The sequence below is a fragment of the Promicromonospora sp. NPDC019610 genome (assembly GCF_044389365.1).
GTDB lineage: Bacteria > Actinomycetota > Actinomycetes > Actinomycetales > Cellulomonadaceae > Promicromonospora.
Map to the genome: position 1 here is coordinate 400168 of NZ_JBIRXX010000002.1, position 11913 is coordinate 412080.

The 11913-nt window shown below is 73.3% G+C and carries 13 protein-coding genes; 8 read left to right on the plus strand and 5 right to left on the minus strand.

Translation table 11 applies throughout. From position 1 onward, the window contains the following. Positions 1–4 precede the first annotated feature (4 nt). Together kdgD and ACH45N_RS13410 are read right to left on the minus strand one after the other, a co-directional pair. Positions 5–982 (minus strand): 5-dehydro-4-deoxyglucarate dehydratase, encoded by a 978-nt coding sequence (gene kdgD / locus ACH45N_RS13405; protein ID WP_397394553.1) that lies wholly within the window; start codon positions 980–982, stop codon positions 5–7. Positions 983–1120: 138 nt separating this feature from the next. Beyond that, the gene (locus ACH45N_RS13410; RefSeq protein WP_397394555.1) at positions 1121–1999 is read right to left on the minus strand and encodes a LysR family transcriptional regulator; all 879 of its coding nucleotides are present in this window, start codon (positions 1997–1999) and stop codon (positions 1121–1123) included. Positions 2000–2136: 137 nt separating this feature from the next. Between ACH45N_RS13410 and ACH45N_RS13415 the strand changes: the two genes are divergently transcribed. From ACH45N_RS13415 to ACH45N_RS13430, 4 genes are read left to right on the plus strand one after another with little or no spacing between them, the layout of a single operon-like run. Next, positions 2137–3192 carry a tripartite tricarboxylate transporter substrate binding protein gene (locus ACH45N_RS13415; protein ID WP_397394557.1) on the plus strand — a complete coding sequence of 352 codons (1056 nt, stop codon included), beginning with the start codon at positions 2137–2139 and terminating at the stop codon, positions 3190–3192. Between the two features lie 32 nt (positions 3193–3224). Then, complete coding sequence (locus ACH45N_RS13420) at positions 3225–3788, plus strand: tripartite tricarboxylate transporter TctB family protein (RefSeq protein WP_397394559.1); 564 nt, start codon at positions 3225–3227, stop codon at positions 3786–3788. 36 nt (positions 3789–3824) lie between these two features. Further along, entirely contained in the window at positions 3825–5441 is a 1617-nt protein-coding gene (locus ACH45N_RS13425; RefSeq protein ID WP_397394561.1) for a tripartite tricarboxylate transporter permease, read from the plus strand. After that, positions 5438–5833, plus strand: a complete 396-nt coding sequence (locus tag ACH45N_RS13430) for a universal stress protein (protein WP_397394563.1) — start codon at positions 5438–5440, stop codon at positions 5831–5833. Before ACH45N_RS13425 ends, ACH45N_RS13430 begins: the two co-directional genes overlap by 4 nt. A 146-nt stretch (positions 5834–5979) precedes the next feature. Here the strand turns inward: ACH45N_RS13430 and ACH45N_RS13435 are convergent, their stop codons facing one another. Further along, on the minus strand, positions 5980–6729 hold the full coding sequence (locus ACH45N_RS13435; RefSeq protein ID WP_397394565.1) for a FadR/GntR family transcriptional regulator: 750 nt from the start codon (positions 6727–6729) through the stop codon (positions 5980–5982). A 103-nt stretch (positions 6730–6832) separates the two neighbouring features. Continuing rightward, positions 6833–7966, minus strand: coding sequence for a mandelate racemase/muconate lactonizing enzyme family protein (locus ACH45N_RS13440; RefSeq protein WP_397394567.1), 1134 nt, complete (start codon positions 7964–7966; stop codon positions 6833–6835). Between the two features lie 82 nt (positions 7967–8048). On the opposite strand from ACH45N_RS13440, the gene ACH45N_RS13445 reads away from it, so the two are divergent. The 3 genes from ACH45N_RS13445 to ACH45N_RS13455 all read left to right on the plus strand — a co-directional run bounded on the left by ACH45N_RS13445 (position 8049) and on the right by ACH45N_RS13455 (position 10668). Then, positions 8049–8990 carry an NAD-dependent epimerase/dehydratase family protein gene (locus ACH45N_RS13445; protein ID WP_397394569.1) on the plus strand — a complete coding sequence of 314 codons (942 nt, stop codon included), beginning with the start codon at positions 8049–8051 and terminating at the stop codon, positions 8988–8990. 257 nt (positions 8991–9247) lie between these two features. Then, positions 9248–9712, plus strand: a complete 465-nt coding sequence (locus ACH45N_RS13450) for an ArsR/SmtB family transcription factor (protein ID WP_397394571.1) — start codon at positions 9248–9250, stop codon at positions 9710–9712. Further along, positions 9709–10668: a cation diffusion facilitator family transporter gene (locus ACH45N_RS13455; RefSeq protein ID WP_397394573.1), complete on the plus strand. Its 960-nt coding sequence runs from the start codon at positions 9709–9711 to the stop codon at positions 10666–10668. Before ACH45N_RS13450 ends, ACH45N_RS13455 begins: the two co-directional genes overlap by 4 nt. Positions 10669–10732: 64 nt before the next feature. Here the strand turns inward: ACH45N_RS13455 and ACH45N_RS13460 are convergent, their stop codons facing one another. Next, a complete protein-coding gene (locus ACH45N_RS13460; protein WP_397394574.1) occupies positions 10733–11377 on the minus strand; it encodes a TetR/AcrR family transcriptional regulator in 645 nt (214 codons plus the stop codon). A gap of 85 nt (positions 11378–11462) precedes the next feature. On the opposite strand from ACH45N_RS13460, the gene ACH45N_RS13465 reads away from it, so the two are divergent. Further along, positions 11463–11894 (plus strand): nitroreductase/quinone reductase family protein, encoded by a 432-nt coding sequence (locus tag ACH45N_RS13465; protein ID WP_397394576.1) that lies wholly within the window; start codon positions 11463–11465, stop codon positions 11892–11894. Positions 11895–11913: the final 19 nt, after the last annotated feature.

An 11913-nucleotide genomic window follows, 5' to 3' on the forward strand; every position in this document is an offset into this window, starting at 1 on the left:
TCGGTCAGCCGGCCAGGGTGTCGACGGCGGGGTCGGCCGGGGCGGCCGGCGCGGCCGCGGCGGGGCGCACCCCGGCGGCGTCGATCAGGGCGGTGAGGTCGGCGAGGTCCTGGGCGGTGAGGTCCTGCAGCGGCGCGCGGACGCTGCCCATGTCGCGGCCGACCGCCTTCAGACCGCCCTTGACGATCGAGACGCCGTACCCCTTGGTGCGGTCGCGGATGTCGAGGTAGGGCAGCACGAACCGGCGCAGCTTCTCGGTGACCGCGGCATGGTTCTGCGCCCGCACGTCCCGGTAGAACTCCAGCGCGAACTCGGGCACGAAGTTGTACATCGCCGACGAGTACGTGCTCATGCCGAGCTGCAGCAGCGGCAGGGCGTAGGTCTCGGCGGTGGGCAGGCCGCCCAGGTAGAACAGCCGGTCGCCGTTCGTGACGTAGACGCGGGTGAGGTGCTCGATGTCGCCGATCGCGTCCTTGAACCCGATGAAGTTGGGGTGCCGCTCGGCCAGCCTTGCGACCGTGGTCGCGGAGTAGATCGCGTTGCCGCGGTTGTAGACGATGACGCCGAGGTCGGTCGCCGCGCAGACGGCGGAGGCGTGCTCCAGCAGCCCGTCCTGGTCGGCCTCGGTGAGGTACGGGGGCAGGAGCAGGAGGCCCTCGGCGCCGGCGTCCTGCGCGGCGCGCGCGTTGTCGATGGCCTGGGCGGTGTTGCCGCCCGCGCTGCCGAGCACCGGGGTGCGGCCCGCGGCGGTCTCGACGGCGAGGCGCACCACGCGGGCCGACTCCTGCGGCGTCAGGCTGAAGCCCTCGCCCGTGCCGCCGGCGGCGAACAGGCCGCCGATCCGGAAGCTCGACTGCCAGTCGATGTGGTCGCGGTACCGCTGCTCGTCGACCGCGCCGTCCGCGGTGAACGGCGTGACGGGGAACGACAGCAGCCCGTCCTTGAGGGCGACGGCGAGCTCCTGCGGTGCATACGTGGCCAAGGGTGGCCCCCTCCTGTGACAGACGTCGACGATGGCGACTGGTCGGGCTAGGTTCTCGGCGCCACGGTAAGAAGCCGCCACGATGCCTGTCCAAGCCCAAAACGGCATCGACTCATGCCGCAACTGCATCGCTTGGTCTCAGGACGAGGGGTGCAGGTAGCGGAGGAACTCGTGGAGGGCCGGGTTCTTCGAGTCCCGGTTCCAGATGGCGTGGAGCTCGACCACGCCGTGCGGGACGTCGAGCTCGACGAACGTGACGCCCGGCAGGCCCAGCAGGCGGGCAGACTCCGGGACGAACGCGACGCCGCGCCCGGCGGCGACGAGCGAGCACATCGTCAGGATCTGGCTGACGACGTGCACCACGTTGTTGTGCTCGACGGCGATGTACCGCACCACCATGTCGTAGAAGTACCGGGCCTTGGTGGGGTGGTGCCCGACGACGGGCTGGTCGCGCAGGTCGGCGGCCGTCACGGGCCGGTCCAGCCGGGTCAGCGGGTGGCCCGGCGGCACGGCCAGCACCAGGTCCTCCGACAGCAGGAGCCGGGAGTCGAAGCTCTCCTGGTCGAACGGCGGCCGGCCGAGCGCCAGGTCGAGCTCGCCGCGCCGGATCGCCTCGATCTGCTCGACCGTGACGAGCTCCTGGAGGTCGAGGTCGACGTCGGGCATGAACTCGGCGATCTCCTGCACCAGCGTGCCCAGCAGGCTGAACCCGGAGGCCGCCGTGAAGCCGAGGCGCAGCACACCCGCGCGGCCCGCCGCGATCTTCCGGGCGAGCGCTGGGGCGGCGTCGGCGGCGGTCAGGAGGCGGCGGGCCTCCTCGAGGAACACCGCGCCCGCCGTCGTCAGCTCGACGTGGCGGTTGTCGCGTTCCAGCAGGGGGACGCCGACGGCGCGTTCCAGCTTCTGGACCTGACGGCTCAGCGGCGGCTGGGTCATGTTGAGTCGTTCCGCGGCGCGGCCGAAGTGGAGCTCTTCCGCGACGGCGAGGAAGCAGCGGACCTGATCGAGGGTGTACACGACGGCCTTTCCGCGATTCGATGCATTTCGAGAATCAAGCCATGCACTAAGAGGCTTAGACAGGCATCGTATGGGCTTCCTATGCTCAACGCCCGACCGGCAGATGCCCGTCGGAGATCTCAACGAGGAGAGCTGTGATGACAACTCCTACCCCCCGAACCCCGCGCCGCGGTGCACCTTCCGGTGCACGCCGCAGCCCGCTGACCAGCAGGGTCGCGCTCGGCGCCATCGCCGCGCTGTCCGCCCTGACGCTCGCCGCGTGCGGCGGCAACGTGGGCGCCGCCGGCGGTGGCGAGGGTGAAGACTTCCCGTCCGGCCCGGTGACCATCACCGTGGGGCAGGACGCCGGCGGGTCGACCGACCTCATCGCCCGGGCCGTGGCCGAGGGCATGGCCGAGGACCTCGGCGTGGCGGTCCCCGTCGTCAACCGCGCCGGCGCCAACGGCGCGGTGGCGACCGAGGAGGTCGCGGGCAAGCCCGCCGACGGCTACGAGCTGGTGCTGCTGAACGCCTCCCTCATCACGATCACGCCGCTGGCCGTGTCCGAGGACGAGGCCGTGGACCTGAGCAAGCTCGACGTCGTCAAGGGCCTCTCGCAGGACGACTACGTGCTGCTGGCCAGCGTCGACTCCGGGTTCGAGAACCTGGAGGACCTCAAGGCGGCGTCCGGCGAGATCAAGTACGGCACCACGGGCGTGGGCACCGGTTCGCAGCTCGCCCAGGCGGCGCTGTTCGCGCAGGCGGAGATCGACGGCACGGCCGTCCCGTTCGACTCCGGCTCGCCCGCGCTGACCGCCGTCGTCGGCGACCAGGTGCAGGTGGCGACGGTGCAGCTCGGCGAGGCCAAGCCGCAGATCGACGCCGGGAAGGTGGTGCCGCTGCTGGCCTTCTCGGCCGAGCGCAACCAGTTCCTGCCCGACGTGCCGACCGCCGTCGAGGAGGGCTACGACGTGCCCGTGTCGCAGTACCGCGCCCTGGCCGCCCCGAAGGGCCTGCCGGAGGACGTCAAGGCCCGGCTCGTCGAGTCGGTCGACGCCGCCATCGCCTCGGACACCTACACGTCGTTCAACGAGAACAACCTGCTGACCCCGCACGAGATCTCGGGCGACGAGGTCACCACGGAGTGGACCGAGCTCGCCGACAAGTACCGGGCGCTCACCGAGGAGTACGACATCAGCCTCGCGGAGGGCTGATCCCCGTGGCAACGGCAACCAAGGAGGTAGGCGTGGACGGCAAGCCGGACGGCAGCTCGACCGGCGGCGCGGACGGTGGTGCCGACGGCGGAGCCGCCGTCGCGCCCGCCGACCCCGCGCAGGCCCTCGCCGACGAGTGGGCCGAGGAGGCGCCGCCGCCCGCCGGGCCGGTCGCCAACCTCGCGGCCAGCCTCGTCACGACCGCGATCGGCGTCCTGGGCGGCGTGACGGCGGTCGGGCTCGGGCTCGGCACGCCGACCCAGCCGGGCGCCGGCCTGTGGCCGCTCGCGATCAGCGTCGCCGTGGTGGTGCTGTCGCTCGCCCAGGTCGTCGTCGGGCGGCGGGGCGGCGACGGGGAGAAGTTCTCCCGCTACTCGTGGCTCTCGCTGGTCGGCCTCGCGACCCTCCTGGGGCTCGTGGCGCTGCTGCCGGTGATCGGCTTCGAGATCCCGGCGCTGCTGCTGAGCCTGATCTGGATGAAGTTCCTGGGCGGCGAGTCCTGGCGCTCCGCCGTCCTGTACTCGGTGCTCGTGGTCGGCGTGCTGTACGGGGTCTTCGTCGGGGCGCTCGGCACCAACGTCCCGCACCTCTTCTGACCGCACCCGCAGGTCTGATCCGCAAGGGAAACGCACGTGGAATCACTGCAGAACGTCGCCGCCGGCTTCGCCGTCGTGCTCGAACCGACCAACCTCCTGTACTGCCTGCTCGGCGTGGTCATCGGCATGCTCATCGGGGTGCTGCCGGGCCTCGGCCCGGCCGCCACGATCGCCATCCTGCTCCCGCTGACGTACGGCGTGGAGCCGGTCACCGCGATCATCATGCTCGCCGGCATCTTCTACGGCGCGCAGTACGGCGGCACGATCACGTCCGTGCTGCTCCGCCTGCCGGGCGAGGCCAGCTCGGTGGTCACCGTGCTCGACGGGCACGCGATGGCCAGACAGGGCAGGGCGGGCACGGCGCTCGGCGTCGCGGCCGTCGGGTCGTTCATCGGTGGCACCGTCGCCATCGTCGGGCTGACCTTCCTGGCCCCGGTCGTGGCCGGCTTCGCCCTCGACTTCGGGCCGCCCGAGTACGCGGCCCTGGCCCTGCTCGGCATCCTCCTGGTCTCGACCATCGCGTCCGGCGCACGGCTCAAGGCCCTGATCGCCGCGGCGATCGGGCTGCTGCTGGCCACCGTCGGCCGCGACGCCTTCACGGGCGCCGAACGCTTCACCTTCGACAACCTGAGCCTGGCCGACGGCATCGACTTCGTGCCCGTGGCCATGGGCCTGTTCGGCCTCGGCGAGATCCTCTACAACCTGGAGGAGCGGCACCGTGCCGTGCACGCGCCGGGCAAGGTAGCCAACGTCTGGCCGTCACGCAAGGACCTCAAGGAGTCGTCGGGCGCCGTGACCCGCGGGTCGGTGCTCGGGTTCTTCCTCGGCATCCTGCCCGGCGGCGGCGCGACCATCGCCTCCATGGCCGCCTACGCCGCGGAGAAGAAGCGCGCCAAGGACCCGAGCCGGTTCGGCAAGGGCGCCATCGAGGGCGTGGCCGGCCCGGAGACGGCGAACAACGCCGCCGCGACCAGCTCGTTCATCCCCCTGCTCACGCTCGGCATCCCCGCCAACGCGACCATGGCGCTCATGTTCGGCGCGCTGCTGATCCAGGGCATCACGCCCGGGCCGCAGCTGGTGACCGAACACCCGGAGCTGTTCTGGGGCGTCGTCAACTCGATGTACATCGGCAACGTGCTGCTGCTGATCATGTCGATCCCGCTGGTCGGCGTGTTCGTGCGCATCCTGCGGGTGCGCGCCGCGATCCTGGCGCCCGTCACGGCCCTGATCACGATGGTCGGCGCCTACACCATCAACAACTCCGTGTTCGACGTGCTCCTCGTGGTCGTCTTCGGCGCCGTCGGATACCTGATGAAGAAGTTCGGGTTCGAGCCGGGGCCGCTCGTGCTGGCGTTCGTGCTGGGCTCGCTGCTGGAGTCCAGCCTGCGGCGCTCGCTGCTGATGTTCGACGGGTCCGCGGCGGGCTTCTTCACGCGGCCCATCTCGGCGACGCTGCTGGTGGTGTTCGTGGTGGTGGCCGTGCTGCCCCTGGTCCGCGCCGTCCGTGACCGGCGGACGGCCGGGGCTGTTGTCGGTGGGGCTGCTGCTGGTGGGGCTGTCGCCGGTGTCGCCGGTGCCGCCGCCGGCGGGTCCGTTGCTGGGACGTCGGACGCCGGCGCGTCGGCGAAGAACCGAGAGGAAGAGTCCGTATGAGCATCGTCGTTGGCTACGTCCCCACGCCCGCGGGGGAGGCCGCCGTGCAGGCGGCGATCGTCGAGGCCGGCCTGCGGGACGAGGACCTGCTCGTCGTGAACTCGGCGCGGGAGGGCTCGCTGGTCGAGTCGACGGTCGCCGCCGAGGAGGACCTCGACCGGGTGCTCGCGCAGGCCGCCGCGGCGGGGGTGCGGGCGCAGCTCGTGCGCGGCACGCACCGTGACGACTTCACCGACGAGATCCTCGACCTCGCCGAGCAGCACGAGGCGTCGCTGATCGTGATCGGCCTGCGCCGCCGCAGCACGGTGGGCAAGTTCATCATGGGCTCGGTGGCGCAGCGCATCCTGCTCCAGGCCGAGCACCCGGTCCTGGCGGTCAAGCCCCCGCGCTGACCCGCCGGGCCGGCCGCCGTCCGGCCGCCGTCCGGCCTGCCGCGCAGGCGCGGGTGCTGACCACAGCAGTTGCTGCCAGGATGTCGCCCCGCCTGGCAGGAACTGCTGTGGTCAACGGCTTTGCCCGACGGCGGCGGGCGGCATGGTCAGTGGGCGGCGTCGGCGCCCGACTCGGTCAGGAGGCGGCGGCGGGACGACGTCAGGTGCACCCGCATCGCCGCCGCGGCGGCGAGCGGGTCCTGCGCGTCGAGGGCCTCGAGCACGGCGCGGTGTTCCTGGACGACGGCGGCGAAGCGGCCGCCGCCCCGTGAATCGGCGCCCGATGGGACGATGTCGGACCGGCTGTTCCCGGACCCGCCGTCGGCCCGGTCCAGCCGGCCGCGGGGCATGGCGATCATCTGCGGGCCGAGCCGGTCCAGGGCTTCCAGGAGGAACCTGTTGCCCGCGGCCTCCGCGACGAGCCGATGGAACGCGAAGTCGTGCTGCATCGCGGTGGCGGGGTGCCCGTCGGACGTCGCGAGCGCGTCGAGCCGGTCGGCCAGCGCCGCGAGCTGCGCGGGCGTGCGCCGTCCGGCGGCGAGCGCGGCGGCCTCGGCCTCCAGGGCGAGGCGGTACTCGACCAGCGCGAGGCGGTCGGCCAGCGACCGGGCGACGGGCGCCCCGCCGTCGTCCGCCTCGGCGGGCGGGGTCAGGGCGTAGCTGCCGCTGCCGCGCCGGGTGTGCACCAGGCCCTCCAGGTTCAGGCGGGCGATGGCCTCGCGGACGACGGTGCGGCTGACCTGGTGCTCGACGGCGAGACGGGGCTCGCTGGGCAGCTTCTCGCCCGGCGCGATGTCGCCGTTGACGATGCGGCTGCGCAGCGTCTCCACCAGGGTGCCGCTCAGGGTCTGGGCCATGGGCTCATGCTTCCATCTCGGAGGATCTCCCGGCGGACGTGTCAGGCGTACAAAGTCCCTCCGGGGACCCGTACGCCTGACACGTCCGAGGGGCGGGGGCCGGTCAGGCGGGGCCGAAGGTCGCCGTGTCCGTGGTCCAGGCGCGCGCCTGCTCGCTGAACGTGACGCCGAGGCCGGGGCGGTCCGGCACGAGCATGCGCCCGTCCTTGGTCTCGAGGCGCTCGTTGAACAGTGGGTCGAGCCAGTCGAAGTGCTCCACCCATGGCTCGCGCGGGTAGGTGGCGGCCAGGTGCAGGTGGATCTCCATCGCGAAGTGGGGCGCGAGGTCGAGCCCGGCCTGGTCGGCGAGCGTGAGCAGCCGCAGGAACTGCGTGATGCCGCCGACGCGCGGGGCGTCGGGCTGGATGATGTCGCACGCGCGCTTCTCGATGAGCCGCTCGTGCTCCGCCACGGAGGCGAGCATCTCGCCCGTGGCGATCGGGGTGTCCAGGGCGGCGGCCAGCGCCGCGTGGCCCTCGGCGTCGTAGGCGTCCAGGGGTTCCTCGATCCAGACGAGGTCGAACTCCTCCAGGCGCCGTCCCATGCGCAGGGCGGTGCCCCGGTCCCACTGCTGGTTGGCGTCGACCATGAGCGGTACGTCGGGGCCGATGTGCTCGCGCACGGCGGCGACGCGGGCGAGGTCCGTGCGCCCGTCGGGCAGGCCCACCTTGATCTTGATGCCGCCGATGCCCTCGGCGATGGACCGGCTCGCGCGCTCCTTGACCTCCTCGATGCTCGCGTTGAGGAACCCGCCCGAGGTGTTGTAGGTGCGGACGGAGTCGCGGTGCGCGCCCAGCAGCTTGGCCAGCGGCAGGCCGGCGCGCTTGGCCTTCAGGTCGTACAGGGCGATGTCGACGGCGGCCAGCGCCTGGGTGGCCACGCCGGAGCGGCCGACCGACGCGCCCGCCCACAGGAGCTTCGTGTAGAGCTTGGCGATGTCGTTGGGGTCCTCGCCGATCGCGGACTGCGCCACCTCCTTGGCGTGCGCGTACTGGGCGGGGCCGCCGGCGCGCTTGGAGTAGGAGAAGCCGAGCCCCTCGAACCCCTGCTCGGTGGTGATCTCCGCGAACAGGAACACGACCTCGGTCATGGGCTTCTGGCGCCCGGTGAAGACCTTGGCGTCGGAGATGGCGGTGGCCAGCGGCAGCGTGACAGTCGAGAGCTGCACGGTCCGGATGGCGTCGGGCTGGTACGTCATGGCGCTCCTTTGCGGCGGGATGTTCGCTTGCGATCATACAAGTTGTGAACCTGTCTGACCAATATCGATGGGACCCTGGGGCATGACCTCCCACCTCGTCCTCGGCGCCGGTCCTGTCGGCACCGCGCTCGCCCTCCGGCTGGCGCACGCCGGCCGCTCCGTCGCGGTGGTGACCCGCTCCGGCGGCGGCCCGGCGCACCCCCGCGTGGAGCGGATCGCGCTGGACGCCACGGACGCGGCTGCGCTCGCGGCGTCGGCCCGGGGCGCGGACGTGCTGTACAACTGCGCGAACCCCGGCTCGTACCGGGCGTGGGAGCGCGGCTGGCCCCCGCTGGCGGCCGCGGCGCTGCATGCCGCCGAGGCCTCCGGCGCGGTGCTCGTGACGCTGAGCAACCTTTACGGCTACGGCCCCGTCAACGGTCCGATGACCCGCGGCATGCCGCTCAGGGCGTCGGACCACAAGGGCAAGCTGCGGGCGCGGCTGTGGCGGGAGGCGCTCGCCGCGCACCGCGACGGACGGGTGCGCGTCACCGAGGCGCGCGCCTCCGACTACATCGGGCCGACCGTCCCCGCCTCGCACGGCCTGCTGCCCATGTACGCCGCGGCGACGCTCGCCGGCCGGCCCGCGAGCGTCCTGGCCGACCCGGACCAGCCGCACACCTGGACGGCGGTCGACGACGTCGCCGCGACCCTCGTCGCACTCGGCGCCGACGACCGTGCCTGGGGCTCGCCATGGCTGGTGCCGTCCAACCCGCCCGCGACCGTCCGGGAGGTGCTGCGCGAGCTGGGCGCGCGGGCCGGGACGGGGGAGCCGCGGCTGCGCCGCGTGCCGCGCGCGGTGCTGCGGGCCGGGGGTCTCGTGGTGCCGCTCCTGCGCGAGGCGCTGGGCGTGCTCTACCAGTTCGACCGGCCATTCGTGGCGGACGCGGCCGAGACGACCGGGGTGTTCGGCGTCCGGCCGACGCCGTGGGACGACGTCCTGGACGCGACGGCGACGGCCTGGCACGCCCGCGCGACGATCTGACGACGCAGGGTCGCCCCTGGCCTGGCCTGGCCTGGCCTGGCCTGGCCTGGCCTGGCCTGGCCGGGCCGGGCCGGGCCGCCGCCGGAGCCGGGCCGCCGCCTGGCCGGGCCGCCGCCTGGCCGGGCCGCCGCCTGGCCGGGCCGCCGCCGTCGACCGACCTCCCCTTTGAGGCCCGGGTTTCTTCGCTTGGGGGCGGCTCAAAGAGGAGAAAGCCGGGCCTCAAAGGGGAGTGGGGTGGCGGCTGGTAGCATCGTCGTATGGCGATGACAGAGGTGGCGGGCGATGTCGCGGCCCGCGAGTCCGAGGCGATGGTCGTGGCGGCGTGCCTGTTCCACGGGTTCTCGGACCCGTCGCGGCTGGCGATCCTGCAGCACCTGGCCCTCGGCGAGCACCGTGTGGTCGACCTGACGAAGCACCTCGGCCTGGCCCAGTCCACGGTGTCCAAGCACCTGGCCTGCCTGCGCGACTGCGGGCTCGTCGAGTCCCGGCCGCAGGGGCGGGCGTCGGTGTTCTCGCTGACCCACCCGGAGGCGACGCTCGCGGTGCTCGCGTCGGCCGAGAAGCTGCTGGCGCTGACCGGCGACGCCGTGGCGCTGTGCCCGGTCTACGGCGTGGACGGATCGGCCGTGCACCCGTCGGAGGCAGCGATGCGGGCCTCGGCGACGGCGGCATCGACGACGTCGGGGGTGCGGGCGACGCCCGGGGCGGAGGCGACCTCGTGAGTCACGGTCACGGTCCCGACGGCCACAACCACGGCCACAGCCACGGGCACGACGGCGGCGCGCACGGCGACGCGGGCGGACGGCGCCGCCTGGCCGTCGCGTTTGGCATCACGGCGTCCGTCTTCGTGGCCCAGGCGGTCGGCGCGCTGCTCACCGGCAGCCTCGCGCTCCTGGTCGACACCGCGCACATGCTCACCGACGTGGCGGGCCTCGCCATCGCGCTCGGGGCGGCGTCGCTCGCGCTGCGACCGCCGTCGTCGCGCCGGACCTGGGGGTTCCGGCGGGCCGAGATCCTGGCCGCGCTCGCGCAGGCCGCCGTGCTGCTCGCCGTCGGCGTGTACGCCCTGGTCGAGGGCGTGAGCCGCCTGGTCGGACCGGCGGAGGCGCCGGGGCCGGGCCTGCTCGTCTTCGGCATCGTCGGCCTGGTGGGCAACGTCGTGGCGCTGCTCGTGCTCGCGGGCGGACGCTCGGCATCGTTCAACCTGCGTGCCGCGTTCCTGGAGGTGGTCAACGACGCGCTCGGCTCGGTCGCGGTGATCGTGGCCGCGGTCGTGATCGCGACGACGGGCTGGCAGCGGGCCGATGCCGTCGCAGGCCTGGTCATCGCCGTGCTGATCCTGCCGCGGGCCGCCCGGCTGCTGGCCGACTCGGCGAGCGTGCTGCTGGAGTCGACCCCGCCCGGCATGGACCTGGACGAGGTGCGGGCACGGCTGCTGGAGGTGGAGCACGTCGAGGAGGTGCACGACCTGCACGCCTCGCTCGTCGCCACGGGGCTGCCGACCATCAGCGCCCACGTCGTGGTGCGCGACGTGTGCTTCCGGGACGGGCAGGCGCCGCCGGTGCTCGACGCCCTGCAGCGGTGCGTCGCCACGCAGTTCGACGTGCGGGTGGAGCACTCGACCTTCCAGCTCGAACCCGCCGAGCACGCCCGGCACGAGGCGCCGACGCACGCCTGACGGCTCGTCGGCCGATCCTGCCGAGACCCGGGTGTCGGCAGGATCGACCCGCGGGGCAGCCCGGCTACGCCCCCGGCACCCCGCACACCCGCTCGACCAGGTCGCGCCAGCCCGCCTCGAAGCGGGCCGTCGGCTCCGGCCCCTCCAGCTCCGGACCGGCGAAGAGCTGGAACAGCAGCGGACCGTCCAGCGCGTACGCGAGCTGCCCCGCGAGCACCTCGACGTCGGCGCCGGGCAGGTCGACCTCGCGCAGCAGCACCCGCAGGTGGATCTCGGTCAGCGGAGGCCGCCGCCGTTCACCCGAGCGCCCCTCGCCGGCGCGCCCCCCACCGGCGCCCCGCCCGTCGAGCGTGGCGCGCGCGACGGCGTGGTGGTCGGCGAGGAAGCGGACGCGTGCCGTGCCGTAGGCGATGATGCGGTCGACCGGCGGCGCCCCGGGGCCGAGCGGTGGCGGGCCGCTGAGCACCCGCTGCTGCAGCTCGCGCTCGCTGTCGTCGAGCAGGGCCTGGAAGATGCCGGCCCGGGACCCGAACCGGCGGAACACCGTGCCCTTGCCGAGCCCGGAGCGTTCGGCCAGGAGATCCATCGTGAGGCAGTCCGCCCCCACCTCGGCCAGGAGGTCGCGGGCGGTGGCGAGCAGCACCTGACGGTTGCGGGCGGCGTCGGCCCGCTCGGGCTGCGGTGTGCCCCACGTCATCGGCGTGCTCATGTCCGGATGCTATCGGGAACCGGATAAGCGGGGTAAAGTCCGGTTAGGCCGGCCGGGGGGTCGGCGAAGGTCGGAGGAGGACCAGATGAGTGACATGAACACCGGGATCATCGAGGCGTTCCGTGCGAACGCGGGCGTGCTGGGCGCGGACGTCGCCGGAGGGCACTTCGACGGCAAGCGGCTGCTGCTCCTGCACCACGTCGGGCGGGTCAGCGGCAAGCAGTACGTGACGCCGCTCGTGGCCGCGACCGACGGCGACGCCTACCTCGTCGTGGGCTCGCAGGGCGGAGCGCCCAAGGACCCGGTGTGGGTGGCCAACGTGGAGGACGGTGCCGCGGAGACGACCATCGAGGTGGGCGACCAGATCCTGCGGGCCACCGTCACCGTGGTGCGCCCGACGTCGCCCGAGTGGGAGCGGCTCTATGGGATCTGGGCCGCGTACTGGCCGGACGCCAAGGTGTACGAGACCCACACGGACCGCAAGTTCCCGGTGATCCGGCTCGAGCCGACCGCCTGAGCCCGACCCGTTCGGCGGG